This is a genomic window from Gemmatimonadota bacterium (assembly GCA_026706845.1).
Taxonomy (GTDB): domain Bacteria; phylum Latescibacterota; class UBA2968; order UBA2968; family UBA2968; genus VXRD01.
This window is the reverse complement of sequence record JAPOXY010000013.1, coordinates 1-15,649: the sequence shown is the minus strand read 5'-3', so window position 1 is coordinate 15,649 and position 15,649 is coordinate 1. Positions and strand designations below refer to the sequence as shown.

The 15,649-nt window shown below is 51.5% G+C and carries 14 protein-coding genes; 8 read left to right on the top strand and 6 right to left on the bottom strand.

Translation table 11 applies throughout. The annotated features are described in order from the left end of the window. Positions 1-220: 220 nt before the first annotated feature. Positions 221-1,399, top strand: coding sequence for a hypothetical protein (locus OXG87_01300; protein ID MCY3868158.1), 1,179 nt, complete (start codon positions 221-223; stop codon positions 1,397-1,399). Here the strand turns inward: OXG87_01300 and OXG87_01295 are convergent. Beyond that, on the bottom strand, positions 1,392-3,275 hold the full coding sequence (locus tag OXG87_01295; GenBank protein MCY3868157.1) for a TRAP transporter permease: 1,884 nt from the start codon (positions 3,273-3,275) through the stop codon (positions 1,392-1,394). The two genes, OXG87_01300 and OXG87_01295, sit on opposite strands and share 8 nt — an antisense overlap. A 2-nt stretch (positions 3,276-3,277) precedes the next feature. Next, entirely contained in the window at positions 3,278-4,276 is a 999-nt protein-coding gene (locus OXG87_01290; GenBank protein MCY3868156.1) for a TAXI family TRAP transporter solute-binding subunit, read from the bottom strand. A gap of 139 nt (positions 4,277-4,415) precedes the next feature. Between OXG87_01290 and OXG87_01285 the strand changes: the two genes are divergently transcribed. The 4 genes from OXG87_01285 to OXG87_01270 are packed head-to-tail and all read left to right on the top strand — an operon-like array spanning position 4,416 to position 7,998. Further along, a complete protein-coding gene (locus tag OXG87_01285; GenBank protein ID MCY3868155.1) occupies positions 4,416-5,399 on the top strand; it encodes a tetratricopeptide repeat protein in 984 nt (327 codons plus the stop codon). A gap of 3 nt (positions 5,400-5,402) precedes the next feature. Then, positions 5,403-5,972 (top strand): cyclic nucleotide-binding domain-containing protein, encoded by a 570-nt coding sequence (locus OXG87_01280; protein ID MCY3868154.1) that lies wholly within the window; start codon positions 5,403-5,405, stop codon positions 5,970-5,972. Continuing rightward, a complete protein-coding gene (eno, locus tag OXG87_01275) occupies positions 5,969-7,258 on the top strand; it encodes a phosphopyruvate hydratase (protein ID MCY3868153.1) in 1,290 nt (429 codons plus the stop codon). The genes OXG87_01280 and eno overlap by 4 nt, the downstream gene beginning before the upstream one ends. A gap of 11 nt (positions 7,259-7,269) precedes the next feature. Continuing rightward, positions 7,270-7,998 (top strand): YkgJ family cysteine cluster protein, encoded by a 729-nt coding sequence (locus OXG87_01270; GenBank protein MCY3868152.1) that lies wholly within the window; start codon positions 7,270-7,272, stop codon positions 7,996-7,998. Positions 7,999-8,014: 16 nt separating this feature from the next. Here OXG87_01270 and OXG87_01265 read toward each other — a convergent pair whose 3' ends face one another. From OXG87_01265 to OXG87_01250, 4 genes are all read right to left on the bottom strand, one after another. Next, on the bottom strand, positions 8,015-8,956 hold the full coding sequence (locus tag OXG87_01265) for a D-2-hydroxyacid dehydrogenase (GenBank protein ID MCY3868151.1): 942 nt from the start codon (positions 8,954-8,956) through the stop codon (positions 8,015-8,017). A 114-nt stretch (positions 8,957-9,070) separates the two neighbouring features. Further along, positions 9,071-10,759: an ankyrin repeat domain-containing protein gene (locus tag OXG87_01260; GenBank protein ID MCY3868150.1), complete on the bottom strand. Its 1,689-nt coding sequence runs from the start codon at positions 10,757-10,759 to the stop codon at positions 9,071-9,073. Positions 10,760-10,777: 18 nt separating this feature from the next. Then, positions 10,778-13,153 (bottom strand): ABC transporter permease, encoded by a 2,376-nt coding sequence (locus OXG87_01255; GenBank protein ID MCY3868149.1) that lies wholly within the window; start codon positions 13,151-13,153, stop codon positions 10,778-10,780. Positions 13,154-13,159: 6 nt separating this feature from the next. Next, entirely contained in the window at positions 13,160-14,008 is an 849-nt protein-coding gene (locus OXG87_01250; GenBank protein ID MCY3868148.1) for an aldo/keto reductase, read from the bottom strand. 182 nt (positions 14,009-14,190) lie between these two features. Here OXG87_01250 and OXG87_01245 point away from each other — a divergent pair, with 182 nt between their 5' ends. The 3 genes from OXG87_01245 to OXG87_01235 all read left to right on the top strand — a co-directional run. Continuing rightward, entirely contained in the window at positions 14,191-14,451 is a 261-nt protein-coding gene (locus OXG87_01245) for a DUF4160 domain-containing protein (protein MCY3868147.1), read from the top strand. A gap of 11 nt (positions 14,452-14,462) precedes the next feature. After that, positions 14,463-14,780: a DUF2442 domain-containing protein gene (locus OXG87_01240; GenBank protein MCY3868146.1), complete on the top strand. Its 318-nt coding sequence runs from the start codon at positions 14,463-14,465 to the stop codon at positions 14,778-14,780. Then, a partial coding sequence (locus OXG87_01235) for an MFS transporter (protein ID MCY3868145.1) occupies positions 14,758-15,649 on the top strand: 892 nt, incomplete at its 3' end. The genes OXG87_01240 and OXG87_01235, both read left to right, overlap by 23 nt.

Genomic DNA, 15,649 nt, shown 5'->3' with positions numbered 1-15,649 from the left:
CAGAGAATCGATTTCACTCGCATGCGTTCTTATCCCAAAAATCAATATCCAGGACACACACAGCACACAACGAATATAGCTATGATTAGACATGACATATCTCCTCAGGTAGTGGCTGGCTCACGGATAAATACGGATAACCTTTGAAATTCTATTGTGATCGCGTATAATAATCATTTTGTACTGTAATGGTTAGCCAAAAGAGTTGCGGAGGAACAAAATGTCTAAAAACAAATCTCTTGGACAACGAGTCGCTACAATTTTAGAGGCCTACGATCAGCAGGGCATTCACCGAACAGGAACAACAGGAGATACGGAAAATGCACACTATTTGGCCGAACAAATAAAAACAGTGGGCCAAAAACCTCTACTGACAAAATTTCGGCATTTGCGCGTTGATCCAATACTATCCGAGCTTCAAATTGGCAACCACACAATCCAGGGCATACCCTTTTTTGACGGCACATTTACAGACAAAAATGGCATAAGGGGGCAGATGGGTGGTCCAGAAAATAACGCACCCATAGTAGTGGGACACCACCTGACCAATCGGGGATGGGACAAACCCCAACTTGTCCAGGCGCGGAGGCGGGACAAAATCAAAGCCATGATCGCGATATGCAAACGAACCCACCCCGAAGACGTGCGCGGATTGACACCGACCAATGCAGAAAATTTTACAACACCTTTTGGACCGCCCGTATTACAGGTGCCAGACAGTGCCGAAAAGCGCATCGCAGAAGCCATATCTGCTAACAAAGAAGCGCGCGTAATTGCCCAGGCAGCGCGCACAGAAGTCCAAGCACTGAATGTTGAAACGCGAATACAGGGCAAAAATTCATCCCTACCTCCGCTCGTAGTCATCACCCCGCGAAGTGGCTGGTGGCAATGTGTATCGGAACGCGGAGGCGGAATAGCCTGTTGGCTCGAAATGATCCGCGCCTTCTCTGAAAAACAGCCACAACGAGACGTGTGGTTTGTCGCAAGCACGGGCCACGAATTGGGACATCTGGGATTGGATTTCTTCCTCTCTCACCACCGCCCACTGATCAAAGCGGCGCACATCTGGATTCATCTGGGCGCGAATTTTGCGGCAGCAAACTGTCCCATAAAACTTCAAGCATCGCGCGAGGAAATGGCACAATTGACCCATCGAGCCATTTCGGAAACCAGCGTTTCTGCAATAGACTTTACACCTGTTGGCACGCGCCCTGGCGGCGAAGCGCGGAATATCTACGACGGCGGCGGGCAATATATTTCCATCACAGGTCGCAATCGCCTCTTCCATCATCCCGCCGACCGCTGGCCCCGTGCAATCGATCTGCAAAAAATTGTACGCCTCACCCATGCGTTGACCAAACTGACAGTGCAACTGGCCGACTCAGATGATCTTATGTAGCGGCATGTCTTTGTAACAAAATCAGAACGAGAAAAATCGCCACTCCAACAGCATGACATACCAGCAAAGGCCAAAGCAACAGCACCGCTGCCGCCAGGAACAAGACGCGGTATAGAACACCCAGCGACACCATGTGAAAACCCTCAGAAGCCGCCGCAAAAGACAGCAGACCCAGAAGCGTAGCTATCACAGTCTCAATAACGCGCCAGGTCTCCCCTTCAAAAAGAATAGGCGTATAGCAAAAAAGCAGAGGAATAAAATAAATACCCTTGGCAATGCGCCACGACTCAAAACCCGTACGCAGCGGATTTGCCCCCGCAATACCCGCAGCGGAATACGCAGCCAGACAAACCGGCGGCGTGACATTGGCATCTTGTGAATACCAGAAAATCAGCAAATGCGCCGCAATCAGACTAACGCCCAGATTGGTCAGCGCAGGCGCAGCCAGCACTGCCAGCACGATATAAGATGCCGTCACCGGCAAGCCCATGCCCAGAATCAGAGACGCGATGGCAATGAGCACAACAGTAATGAACACACTGCTTCCGGCAATCGCCGAAATGAGCAAAGAAAATTTAATCCCAACGCCAACCATCAGCACCACACCCACAATAATACCAGCACACAAAAGAATAATCCCGGTCGTAATCATATTGTGAGCACCCAGCGCAAGTGCATCGACAATATCGCGGATATTCATGCGCGTATTCTTATTCAGCCAGCTCGCAACAACAATACTCGCGGTTCCCGTTGCCGCGGCAAACGTGGGTGTAAAACCGTAGATCAGTGTGCCCACGAGCACCACAATAGGAATCGCAAAATGCCAGCCTTCTCGGATCGTAGCGCGGATATCCGGGACTTCCGAAGCGGACAAAGGCACAATTCCCCGTTTTCGCGCGCGAAAATGAATAAAAAAAGTAACACTGAGAAAATAGATAAGCGCCGGGATGAAAGACACGGCGACAATGGTCAGATAGGGAATTTGCGTCCACTGACTCATAATAAACGCACCCGCACCCATAATCGGCGGCATGAGTTGACCACCCGTAGATGCCGCCGCCTCGACCGCGCCTGAAAACGTAGGCGAAAAACCCGTGCGCTTCATCATCGGAATAGTAAGCGAACCCGACCCCACCGTATTTGCCACAGCACTCCCCGAAATTGAACCGAGCATCCCACTGGCAAAAACCGCCATCTTTGCCGGTCCGCCCACTGTGCGCCCGAGCAGCGCGAGCGCCAGACGAATCATAAAATCGCCCGCACCCGAACGCAGGAGAAACGCGCCAAAAAGCACAAAAAGCGCGACAAAAGTAGATGAAATAGTCGCAATCGTACCAAAAATACCATCGGGCGCAAAATACATGCGATATAACAAGCGCGGAAATGACACACCGGGAAACGCCCATATACCCGAAATATACCGCCCCCAAAAAAGCGCGTAAGTGAGAAATACAAGCGCGAGCAGCGGAATGAAAAAACCTGTCGTACGACGGGTAATCTCGAGCAAAAGGAGAATCGCGATACCCGCAAAAATGAGATCAGCCGTATTCGGCACCTCGTTGCGGGCGTGCAGCGCATCCTCAAAAAACACGAGATAAAGGGCGACGACGAGAGAGAGAATGGCGAAAAAATAATCGAGAATTAGCGTGCGCGAGGCATAGCGCGAAGAGACGGGATAAAGCAGATATCCCAAAAAAAGAATGAAGGCATAATGGGTGGCATTGCGCTGCAATTCGGGCAAAACGCCCAGCGTATTGCTCCACAGGTGAAACAGAGACAGGCAGACCCCCACAACAACGACCAGCACCTGATGCCTGCCAGTAAGCACGCGATGCGGTGTACTCACTTCGCCGCCCTGTTCAAATTCGGAATTCAAACCTATTCCCCTATCAGAGACGGCGAAATATCGATACCCTTCTCGCTATAATAGCGCGCGGCACCCGCATGCAGGGGAACAGCCAGACCCATCGTCGCCTTCTCGAGAGACATTGCGAGCGTGGCCTTGTGGATATTTTGAATCTCCGCTAAATTTTCATAAATAGTTTTTGTAATCTCATAGATCACATCCTCGGGCAAATCTGCCCTGCACGCCAAAAAATTGGGTTGTGCAATCGTCTCAATCGCTTCGGACTGCCCGGGATACGTATTGGCCGGAATAATATAGCGCGTCCACACGGGAAACGCATTTTGTATCGCCATGAGATGATCATCGCTAAAAGCAAGCACAGAAACTCCGTCCGCACCGAGCTGGGCAAAAGCCTGCGTCACAGCAGCCACGGGCGGACCAGCCGAAAGCGTCGCCCCAGCAATGCGACCGTCAATCATAGCCTGAGCAGACGGACTATAACCCAGATATTCAGACGTAAAATCCTCATCCGGAGAAATATTAAGCGCTGCGAGAATAGTCCGAGTCGCGCCTTCTGTACCACTGCCGCGTTTGCCAATAACGTATTTGCGACCGAGTTTTCTCAAGTCCTCAACAGTACCTGTTTTGGCATCAGAAGCCCGAAGCAGAAAATGCTCGACATTCTCCCATAGCAGAGTAATAGATCGAAGTTCTCCAACTGCTTGCCCCTGATAAGTCCCCTCTCCGCGATAAGCCATTGCGCCGTACAAACCCTGCAAAATCGCCAGATGTGCCTCGCGATTGACCAGCATCTGAATATTCTCGGCCGACCCCGCAGAATTGATAGCTGCTGCCACAATTTGGGGCTGTAGCTTCTGTGTAATCGTCGTACTCAGCGCAACACCCACCGGATAATACGTACCGCCAGGCGTGGCCGTTGCAACAATCAAATTCTGCGTCTGCATACCCTCCTGCGGCGTCCCACAAGAGATACAAAACAAAAAAACAAGAACAAAGTAGATACGCGACATGAAAGACCTCATAAAAAAAAGTGAACAGATATTTATTCGCCTAATTATACCCGCCCGCCTATATGCGTCAAGGGAAAACACCTTTGCACCTTGACAACCCCTGTCGCGATTTCTATACTTCCGTGGGAGGAGTGGATCCATGGATAACACGCGTACAATTCTCTTTTGCTTGCTCGCATCCATCACGCTCTTGTCTGGCTGTGCAGAGTATCGGGCGTATCGCCATTTGGACCGTGCCATTGCTCTTGAGGCAAACGGCGACCGCGAAACAGCGCTGGCGATATTTCAGGCTGCAGTGGATATTTGCCCCGAAGACGCGGTTTTGCGGCGGTGGTTGGGCAGAGCATATTTGAGGCGCAGTCAATACGACGCAGCGAGAACCGAATTTGAAACTGCGCTCGGCTTGGCGCCCAATTATCTAATTTTGTACCGAGACCTCGCGGTCGTCAACGAAGCACTTGAGAGACCAGAAGCCGCTATCGCGTGGTTGGAAAAAGCCGTATTGCAGGTGCCCGCGCACCGAGAATCTTACCGAGACCTCGTCAGCCTCTATCTGGCCCACGACCAGTTGAGCGAAGCGCAATCCCTATTGGAAACCGTTGTCGAACAATGGCCAAAAGCGATGTGGGCACATTTTCAACTGGGCGGCCTTTATATGGTATTAAAATGGCCCGAGCGCGCCGAAGAAGCTTATGTACAGGTGCTGAATATTGAACCAAAAAACGACAATGAAACAGAAATACAAGCACGCACGCACGGCGAGTTGGGCAATGTCTATTACGAGCGCAAAAACTATGAGCGCGCCGAAGAATACTACAAAAAAGCACTGGAACTCAACCCCCTCGACGACAGCAGCCTGAACAATCTCGCCTGGATATACGCCATCCAGGGAATACACCTGCGCGAAGGCATTCGCTTATCGCGGCGGTCTTTGCGCCTGCGCCCACACACCCCATCCTACCTGGACACACTGGCCGAATTGCATTACCAGATAGGCAACACCGAGCGCGCCATCTTCATCATCCGCCAGGCCATTGCATTGGATCCAGACAACCCAGAAGTGCGCGCCCATCTCCATCGACAACTCGCCAAATTTATTTCTGGCGGACGGGGAAAGGTCTAAAAAATGGAGAATAAGTCTCCGAATTTCCAGGATCCCGAATGGGGCAACATGACGCTGCGCGGCAATAAGCAAGAAAATTTACCGGATATTCTCGCCCGGCTCGCCCTATTCGATACATTGACCCGGCAGGAATTGCACACCATTGAACGCATTGTGCATCGCAGGCGCTTTGTCCCTGGTGAAATGATCCCAACACCGCAATCGGGTTTATTTGTCGTCGTGTCCGGCGTCGTACACGTCATTCAACGTCGCTCCAATGGCGAACAGACCATACTCGACACCCTGAGAGCAGGCGAATTGGTAGGCGAAATCGTGCCATTGGGCGATACGCAGCCTGCGACCTCTATTCTGTCAGCCGAACAGAGTGAACTGGTCGGATTCTTCCGCACTGATCTGATCGATTTGATAAACACGCATCCCCGAATGGGATTCAAAATTCTCTGCCGTCTGGCACAAATTATGTCTCACCGCATGCAACATGCGATGACCGACCTGCGAAAAATACGCACGACACTGATGAAAATGAAAAATGCATCACAACCACCAACACCAGAGGAGGAAGTCGGGATATGACGAAGATTGAGGCGGTTCACGCCCGTGAAATATTGGACTCGAGGGGAAATCCAACTGTCGAAGCTGATGTGCGCCTGAGTTCTGGCATTATCGGCCGCGCAGCCGTACCCTCGGGGGCTTCAACAGGCGTACACGAAGCTGTGGAAATGCGCGATGGACAAACGCGCTATTTGGGCAAAGGCGTGAAAAAAGCTGTTCAAAATGTCAATGATAAAATTGCCAGAGCCGTTGTTGGCCTTGACCCATCGGATCAGATAAAAATCGATCAGGTCATGCGCGATGTCGATGGCACACCCAACAAAGGCGCAATCGGCGCAAATGGCATACTGGGCGTTTCTCTCGCGGCGGCCAAAGCCGCTGCTGCAGCTTATGGCACGCCCCTCTATCGCTATATCGGCGGAGCTTCGGCGTGTCAATTGCCCGTACCAATGATGAATATTTTGAACGGTGGTGCGCATGCCGACAGCAGTGTTGACCTGCAAGAATTTATGGTCATGCCCGCAGGTGCTGAAAATTTTGCCGAGGGCTTGCGCGCAGGTGCTGAAATTTTTCACGCATTGCGCGACGTACTCAAAAAAGCGGGTTATAGCACGGGCGTAGGAGACGAAGGAGGATTTGCGCCGAGTTTGGGTTCCAATGACGAAGCTCTCGAAGTCATTGCCGAGGCAATTAAAAATGCCGGCTATGTGCTGGGCGACGATATCTTGCTGGCACTGGACCCCGCATCGAGTGAATTTTACGACGGCGAGCACTACGTATTCAAAAAGTCGGACGGATCCAAACGATCCTCAACAGAAATGACCGCCTTTTGGAAAGACTGGACGAGCCGGTACCCCATTATCTCCATCGAAGACGGTTTGGACGAAGACGATTGGACTGGATGGGCCACACTAACAGCCGAATTGGGCGACCGCGTTCAACTGGTTGGCGATGATCTATTTGTCACCAACACAGCGCGCTTAAAACGCGGAATTTCAGAAAAGGTGGGCAATTCCATACTCATCAAAGTCAACCAAATCGGAACCCTGACCGAGACACTGGAAGCCATAGAAACGGCCAAACGCGCGGGATATACAGCCGTCATCTCGCATCGCTCGGGAGAAACCGAAGACACGACCATTGCCGATATTGCCGTGGGAACCAATGCCGGACAGATCAAAACGGGATCGGCATCGCGTTCGGACCGCATTGCAAAATACAACCAATTGCTGCGCATCGAAGAAGAATTGGGCGACACCGCTATCTATCCCGGGCGAAACGCATTTTACAATATCGACATCTCTTAAAGGCGCAAAAAGTGAGTGATTCTCTACTACAAATCGCATCGCCAATTTTACCCGAAGAAACCCGCGCTCGCCTAAACGCAGTGTACGCACAGGTCCCCGCTGTATCGTGCACAGGTTGCGATGCACCGGGAAGCTGTTGCGAACTGACAGATGCCGAATACGACGATGATTTTGCAACCATGTATCCGCTCTACGCCGTCGAATACATCAACATCATAGATTATGTACGCTCGCACTTTGACCCCCAAAAACAGCGTGAATTGCTAAACACAGTCGAAGAACGCCCGCGCCGCTGTCCGTTCTTGACACATGAAGGCGGCTGCTCAATCCATCCGGCGCGTCCCCTGACCTGTCGCACCTATGGTATTTTGAACCAGGTATCACAGGTCAACGCCACGGCTGAATCCGCACGCGACCAGGTACCCTGGCAGTGGATATCTTCCTTCTTATCTACAGAGCGATACACCGTATGCCCAAAAACCAGATTACAAGAAACCGACAAAGTCGATGCACACATGAAGGCAATGGTATCCCTGGAATACGAGCGCGAATTGATCTATCTGTCTGACACACTCAACTGGTTGGACGCAGACCGCCGAGAACTATTCCAGCAAATAACAAAAAAAACCCACCCCACGCGGTGGACGTGGGGTGGGTTTAACGCACTCGCTCAAAAACCATTAAAATGGGTAAAACGCCACTTTGCAAACCTCTGGAAAGCATCGTTTTTGGGGGAGTAAGTAGTATTGCCAGCCCCTAATACCCCTTCACCTTATCCACCACATTCTGCAGCGCCTCACCCCGTACATACCTGTGCAGATTATCCACAAACCGCACCATAGCACGCCTCCGAATATGTTGCGAAGACCCCGCGCTATGCGATGTCAAAATCACATTGGGTTCGGTCCACAGCGGACTATCTTCCGGACAGGGTTCCGTATAAGTCACATCCAGCCCAATACCCGCCAGTTTACCCGACCGCAACGCCGCAATCATAGCCTCCTCATCCACCACCTTTCCCCGACTCACATTGACGAGCAAACTCCCCTCCATCAACCGGCCAAACATGTCACCAGACAGCATCTTATGCGTTTCAGCCGTACTGGGACAACACACCATAACCACATTGGACTGCGACATAAGTTCGGGTAAATAATCCATCTTTTCCAGCCGATCCACAGAATCGGGACAATCCATATCCTCTGGATCGACAGCAATAACCCGAAACTCAAACGCCTTTGCGCGGTCTGCAATCGCCCGTCCAATACCCCCCAAACCAATAATACCCATCGTCATACCCGCCAGTTCCAAACACGGCACGCGCTCCCAGTGCTTGCGCTTCATAAACGCCAACTGCGTGTGAATCTGCCGCGTCAACGCCAGCAAAAGTGCAAACCCATGCTCTGCAATCTGGGGACCGAACAATCCCCCCGCATTGGTCAACACAATATCGCTATTCTTAAATTTTTCATACAAATGCCCTTCGGCACCCGCATGGGGCTGCTGAACCCATTTCAACGCATCTGCATAATCAAAATCGGATTCGGAAAGCCGTCCAAAAAGCACTTCCATACCCGGTAGATAATCAGCCTGCTTTTCCCCCTCCGGCAAAAAAATCACCTCAACCTCAGAAGGCGCACCTTCTAACAACGCCTCAACATCCTCTGAATACCGACTGCCAATCAATGTGCGAACCATGCTCTATCTCCTTTTTGTCTCATGGATGGCTAAATTAATCCTCTGATCTGCATGGTACAAAAAGAAAACGCCACCGCAAAGCATTTCCGATGGCGTTTTCGACGATATTCATTTTCAAAGATACCGTTTGATGAGATCGGCAATATCTCCATACCCTTTTTTCTCTGCCCAGGCGAGAGGTGTTGCCCAATCAGCACCCGCCAGTGTGGGATCGGCACCGCGCTCGAGATAGAGACGCGCGAGATCGTATTTACCCCATCGCACAGCCCAACCAAGCGGTGAAGACTGCAAAAGCTCATCCAGCACATCGAGATCTGCACCATAGTCGAGCAGAATTGTCGCAAAGGCGACACGCTCAGCTTCGGTCATAATCACCTCTCCCCACACAACACCGCACGCCGCCATGTGATGCGCAAGGCGATACCCGAAACGCCCGACCAGATTGGGGCTGACGCCGTGATCGAGAATCATGCGAAAAATCTCGGGATAGACCCTGCGATCAAAATCCCGGAACTTGCGATGAGGGTGCGTGCGCCACAGGCGAATTGGTTGCTCCAGCAAGCCAAACCAGCGACCGTCATCGGCATCCCACTCGAGTTGACGCAAACACATCCCCACAATATTGGGATCGCCCCCACAGCCCGCAGCCCACAAAAGCCTCTCCGCAAGAGAAGAATCATTGTGAAGCGCAACCGCAGCGGCAGACGTCTCGCCTTCAAGCCCAGCAGTAATATGATCCAAAACCCCACCGTATCTAAACAATAACCCCTTCATCTTATCGTCGCGATTATTGTACGCAGCCGCTATGGGATTGCCACTCGCGTAAATACTGGCATTGGGATCTGCGCCGCGCGCGAGCAGGAGTTCGGCAATCTCATACTGCGAGTGACCCGCCGCATGAGCCAGCGGTTGGCCCCATGAATACGGTTTGGTCTCATAGTGGTGGAGTTGATATCTGTCATCGGGATCGAGACCCAGATCCAGCAGCAAACGCACCATATCGATATTGTCATTTTGCACAGCGATTTGCAAAAGGCCGTCTCGCTCGCTATCATCGGATTGAAAGCGTTCGGGGTGTCGTTCTGCATACTCGCGAACAAAACCAAAATCCCCAAGCGCGACAGCGGACTCAAGCGATTGTTCGCAGCCGGCCTGAAGAAGAATACCCGCACAAATCAAACACCCCTCGTTAAGCGGCCTGTTGCGACCGCGAATATTGTGAACAGCACCGTCGAGAGGCGATTGACCCTCGGGCGTGAGATGGGTGATATCCGCACCGCGCTTGAGCAGATATTGAACAAGCTGATAATTGCCAAGAGATGCAGCAGTGTGAACCACACTACCGCCGTTGCGATGGCAGGCATCGATCAAATCGGGATTCTTATAGAGAATTTCCACTGTCTCCATCATCCGCCCCTCTCGAACAGCCTCAAAAAGCGCGTCATTCTCCTCCGTAATAGTAATATTCTTACAAGCGGCGAGTTTGCGTTTCTCGTCTTCCTCTCGCAAAATCTGAACAATATCATCCAGACCGCGTTCATCTGCTATGGTAAGCGCGTCCGTAGCATCGCGATGGGGATAAATACCCGACGTGTGATCTGCACCCGCCTCCATGAGAACGCGCACCGCATCCGTGTGCTGATTCATAACCGCGTAGTGAATGGCGAGATGCTCATTGTTTTCGGCCATGTGCACATTGACCAGATCGGGTTGCACATCGAGAATCTGACGAATTTTGGCGACATCGCCCTCACTTGCGGCTTCGCATAAGTCGGCGACCTGATAAGTTCCATTTATATCCATGTTGACCCCTTTCTCTATTTACTCTCGGCGCAATACCTCTGCGGGATTTGCACTGGCGGCTTTATAGACTTGATATCCAACCACGAGGATTGTTGCAACAACAACACCCAGAGCACTAACCACAAAAGGAAAAAAACCCAGATCTACGCGATAGGCAAAATTCTGCAACCAATTCCGCATCAAAAAATATCCAACCGGACACGCCATTGTGCTGGCGAAAACAGCGAGCCTGGCAAAATCCCGGCTGATCAAAACCACGAGATGGGATGCCGAAGCACCCAGCACCTTGCGAATACCTATTTCGCGGGTACGCTGTTCAGCGGCAAAAGCCGCCAGACCCGCCAGACCCAGACAGGCCAGCACAATGGCGACAATTGCAGACCGCGTAAAAATATGCCCCTGGCGTTGTTCCCGTCGGTATTTGGAATCGATATAATCGTCAATAAAAAAGTATTCAAAAGGCCGCGTAGGAATAAAATGCGACCAGGTCTCTTCAACAAAAGCCATTGTCTCCCGAATATGATCGGGTTTAATCTTGAGATGCAAGTACTTCAAATCCGCACCCGCCGCAGACAGAACCACAGGTCCCAAAGGCTCTCTGAGAGAACGCACGTGAAAATCTCCCATCACGCCAATAACCTGCGCGGGTCTCTCCCCAATCATAAGCGTATATCCCAAAGGATCTGCCCAACCGAAACGCTTTGCAGCAGTCTCATTTATCACCACCTGCATCGCGCTCGCATTCTCTGTCACCTGCTCGGCATAAGACTGCGAAAAATTCCGACCCGCGAGCATTGAAATATTGTAACACATGAGAAAATTCTCATTCGCCCGAAAAACACGCACTTCAACTTCTCGGTCAGGCCTTTCAACATCCGACGCAAAACGCCGGCTCGGCCAACTGTGTCCGGGCAAATCAGAACTCGTACCCGCCGCGATAATATTGGGATGCTGGAGAAATCGCTGTTTGACCGCGTTATATTGACCATTTAAGTGGACTTGCTCCGCATCGGGACCAAAAATTTTCACCACGACAATCTGATCGCGATCAAACCCCAAATATTTACCGCGGACCAGATCCATTTGCTGATAGACCACGAGCGTAGATGCAATGAGAATAGCAGACACGGCAAATTGCACCACCACGAGACCCTTGCGTAGCCAGAGATCCCCTGGAAACCTGTTGCGCAGCCCCTTCAGTGCATCGACGGGCTGCTGCGCCGAAAGATAAAAGGCGGGATAACTCCCCGAAACCAGAGCTGTAATCAACGCAATGCACACAATCCACAAAACATGATCAGAAATATTGAAAACAAGCGGTTGACCCATCAGACCTGAAAATTGCGGCAGAAGCAACACCGTCAATCCAAAAGATACGGGCAGAGCAACCCCGGTAAACAACACAGACTCGCACAAAAATTGCCCCACAATATGCTGTCTGCGCGCCCCCACAACCTTGCGCAGGCCAATTTCGCGGGCGCGAATAGCTGACCGCGCAGTAGCCAGATTCATAAAATTGATACAGGCGATAAGCAAAATACCCAGACCCAAAACAGACAGGGGATAGAGATCGCGGACATCCCGATATGGCATCCCCGAATCACCTGTAAAACCCGCCAGATCAATCCTTGAATACAGATGGATGCGCGGCAAAGCCTGGAGATGATAAGTCGCCTCCTGAGACTCAGAGGTAAAATGCGCGGCAAGCGCGCGTTCGAGAGCCGCAACATCGGCATCGGAACGCAAACGGACGTAAATCGGTGCAGCGCGTATAGCCCAGTTATCGGACGCAAAAAAAGTCACACTATCAAACTCCAATCGCGTATTGGGAGGGCGATCTTTCATCACGGCAACAACCGTGAATACCTGCTGATAGGTCTCGCGCTGCACCTCCACAGTGCGCCCAATGGGATCAGCATTTCCATAGAGCTTGTTGGCCACACTCTGCGTTAAAACAATAGATGCATCTCGGCGTTTGAGCACAGTAGCATCCCCTCGAATAATATCCAGACCAAAGAAATCCACAACATCTCCATCAACCGGACAAAGGCGCTGTTGAAACAATCGGTCCTCCGTGCGGAACCAGGACGTGATACGGCGGAACTGAACAACAGCCTCGACCTCGGGATACTCAGCGCGCAAATGCACGGCAATCTCCGAAGATAGTGCGCCGCGCCATTCGACTTGCCCGCGCGCGTTTAGATCCTTCTTCATAATTCGATAGACCCGGTCAGCATGGGGGCGAAAGGCGTCATAACTCATCTCATAGCGGATAGAAAGCATAATGAGCACAGCACACGTCAATCCAATGGCGAGACTGCTCAGACTGATAAACGCATAGAACTTGTGACGCATCGCGTTGCGAATCGCAACTGTCAGAAAATTGTAGAACATGGAAACTCAGGGAAAACGGCCAGCGTGTTGATAGACGCGGTCTCCGTGTGCCATAAGCATCTCATTCTCTTCTGGCGCAGGTGCCCGCCAATCATCCAACAGTGAAAAATCGTGCTCAAGCTCCGCGCGGTCATTGGGCGCTGCAATCGCAATGGCAACAGAAGGATAGGCCAGTGCAAAGCGGTACCACTCTCTTGCGGATGGCGGAATAAAATTGGGAGGATCATCCGGAGTGGGCTTCATCAGAGCACCCCAGCGCAGGCAGGTATAAACAACCACCGGAATACTGATCGGATCGGTCAACGGGAACACATCCTCCTCTGCCCCCCGGTGGGCGGCATTGTACCGGAGCATAAGCATATCCAAGGGGCGGGACTCAACCTGTTCAGGTGCTCTGAGTTCACCCGTAGCAATGCGAGCAGCCATATTGCGCTGGTGGCTGGTAAGACCGAGAAAGCGCACCTTCCCCTGCTCCTGGGCGCGAGCCATAGCTTCATAAGCGCCCCCTTCAGACGCGATATCGCACCATTCGCCCTCGCTCTCCACATAGTAAAAAGTCACAACATCTATATAGTCAGTATTCAGCTCACACAACGCATCTTCAAGCTCTCGTTCGGCACCTGAAGCAGTACGGGATTTAAGCTGCCATGCCAGTACAATCTCCTCCCGCTCCACCCCCATACCCGCAACAGCGCTACTCAAACCATCGGGACGACCGCACCAGTTGAGATAATTGACACCTCGCTCAACCGCATAATAGACATCGGCGGGGGACAGGTGGGTATTGCCCCTCGTAGCCAGACCCAGGCGACAAAGAGGCGGAGTATTCTGATCAAATTGAAAAGTACGTCGCATGTATTACTCCCGAGATTGTTTAACACAATTTCATGAGAAAAATACTGCACACATGTATAGTCTAATTTCAAAAAATGTCAAGGACAAACACATAGATTTTAACGATGCAATTTGACATCAAGTGTAAGTTGGCTATACTTGAGAAGAAATTATTTTTCTTTTCTTCTTACGAGCCATATTATATGCCAGAGATTTGTAGATTCTATGGAATCAGGATTGAGATGTTCTTTCTCGATCACGGAGTTCCACATTTTCATGTCCGCTATGGTGAATATACGGCAAAAATTGCCATTGAATCTCTGCAAATCATTCGAGGCGTATTGCCCAGAAGAGCATATCGTCTTGCCACAGAATGGGCGATTCTCCATCGAGATGAACTCATGAGAAATTGGCGGCGCACGCAGGCAGGACAGTCGGCATTTTCTATTGATCCGCTGACTTAAAGGAGATGGTCATGTCTGACTCTGACGAAATCATTCGCATCGGTCAAGAGATTCCCGAGGTCGCTTCTGTAAAAACGCGAATGCCTTATACACTAATTGTAACCTTTGAGGACGGCACTTGTCGGGAAACCCTGTTGAATCCCGATGACCTGGTTGGCCTCATGGCCTCCTTAAAAGACCCAGATTACTTTGCTCAAGCATTTGTAGATACTCACACCAGGACCGTTGCCTGGCCTAATGGGATCGATTTAGACCCTTGTGTGCTCTATGAGCCATCCTTGCGAACAAAAGTGAAACGAAAGCATATTGACCAAACACAATCCCTATGAAGCATTTCGCATCAGGGAATTTCGGTTATACGCGCTGGGCTGGTTTGCCGCATTGGTCGGCACGCAAATTCAGAGTGCCGCCATAGGATGGGAAATGTACGCCCGCACCGGGCAAGCACTCGCGCTCGGCCTGGTGGGCCTGGCAATCGCATTGCCGACAATGATCCTCGCACTCCCCGCGGGATATCTCGCCGACCGCTTTAACCGGCGCACAGTCATGATGTTGAGCCTGACCGGCACAACCACAACCTCTCTGGGCCTTGCCGCAGTATCGTGGAAACAGGGACCAATTGCCCTGATGTACGCCATACTCGTAGTAGATGCCGCAATAACCGTACTCGGTGCACCTGCACGGCGAGCAATTGTACCCCAACTGGTACCGCGCGGGATATTTCCCAATGCCGTGGCATGGAGCATGAGCTTGATGCAAATGGCGTGGGTAGTGGGACCCATGATCGGAGGACTTATCGCAGCGGTCTATGTACCCGCAGCGTACCTCGCAAGTGCCGGATGTACGGGATGGTTTCTATTGATACTATCCCGATTGCGCGTACCGCCCATAGAGCGCGATAAAAACGCAGCGCGGATTTCACCCCTGCAAAATCTAATGGGCGGGCTGGTATTTCTAAAAAACAACCGCTTGCTATTATCCGTCATGGCACTGGACATGTTTGCCGTACTCCTGGGCGGAGCCGTGTACCTATTGCCGATTTACGCGCAGGACATATTGAAGGTAGGATCAGAGGGATTCGGAATATTGCGATCGGCACCTGCGGTGGGTGCCCTGATAATGGCACTCACACTGGCACACTTGCCCCCGATGAAAAAAGCTGGCAGAAATCTACTCCTCACCGTAGCCGGATTTGGCG

Excerpts from the sequence above, each read along its gene's own strand:
- OXG87_01300 (MCY3868158.1), top strand. The coding sequence starts at position 221 with ATGTCTAAAAACAAATCTCTTGGACAACGAGTCGCTACAATTTTAGAG.
- OXG87_01290 (MCY3868156.1), bottom strand. The coding sequence starts at position 4,276 with ATGTCGCGTATCTACTTTGTTCTTGTTTTTTTGTTTTGTATCTCTTGT.
- OXG87_01285 (MCY3868155.1), top strand. The coding sequence starts at position 4,416 with ATGGATAACACGCGTACAATTCTCTTTTGCTTGCTCGCATCCATCACG.
- OXG87_01280 (MCY3868154.1), top strand. The coding sequence starts at position 5,403 with ATGGAGAATAAGTCTCCGAATTTCCAGGATCCCGAATGGGGCAACATG.
- eno (MCY3868153.1), top strand. The coding sequence starts at position 5,969 with ATGACGAAGATTGAGGCGGTTCACGCCCGTGAAATATTGGACTCGAGG.
- OXG87_01265 (MCY3868151.1), bottom strand. The coding sequence starts at position 8,956 with ATGGTTCGCACATTGATTGGCAGTCGGTATTCAGAGGATGTTGAGGCG.
- OXG87_01260 (MCY3868150.1), bottom strand. The coding sequence starts at position 10,759 with ATGGATATAAATGGAACTTATCAGGTCGCCGACTTATGCGAAGCCGCA.
- OXG87_01255 (MCY3868149.1), bottom strand. The coding sequence starts at position 13,153 with ATGTTCTACAATTTTCTGACAGTTGCGATTCGCAACGCGATGCGTCAC.
- OXG87_01250 (MCY3868148.1), bottom strand. The coding sequence starts at position 14,008 with ATGCGACGTACTTTTCAATTTGATCAGAATACTCCGCCTCTTTGTCGC.
- OXG87_01245 (MCY3868147.1), top strand. The coding sequence starts at position 14,191 with ATGCCAGAGATTTGTAGATTCTATGGAATCAGGATTGAGATGTTCTTT.
- OXG87_01240 (MCY3868146.1), top strand. The coding sequence starts at position 14,463 with ATGTCTGACTCTGACGAAATCATTCGCATCGGTCAAGAGATTCCCGAG.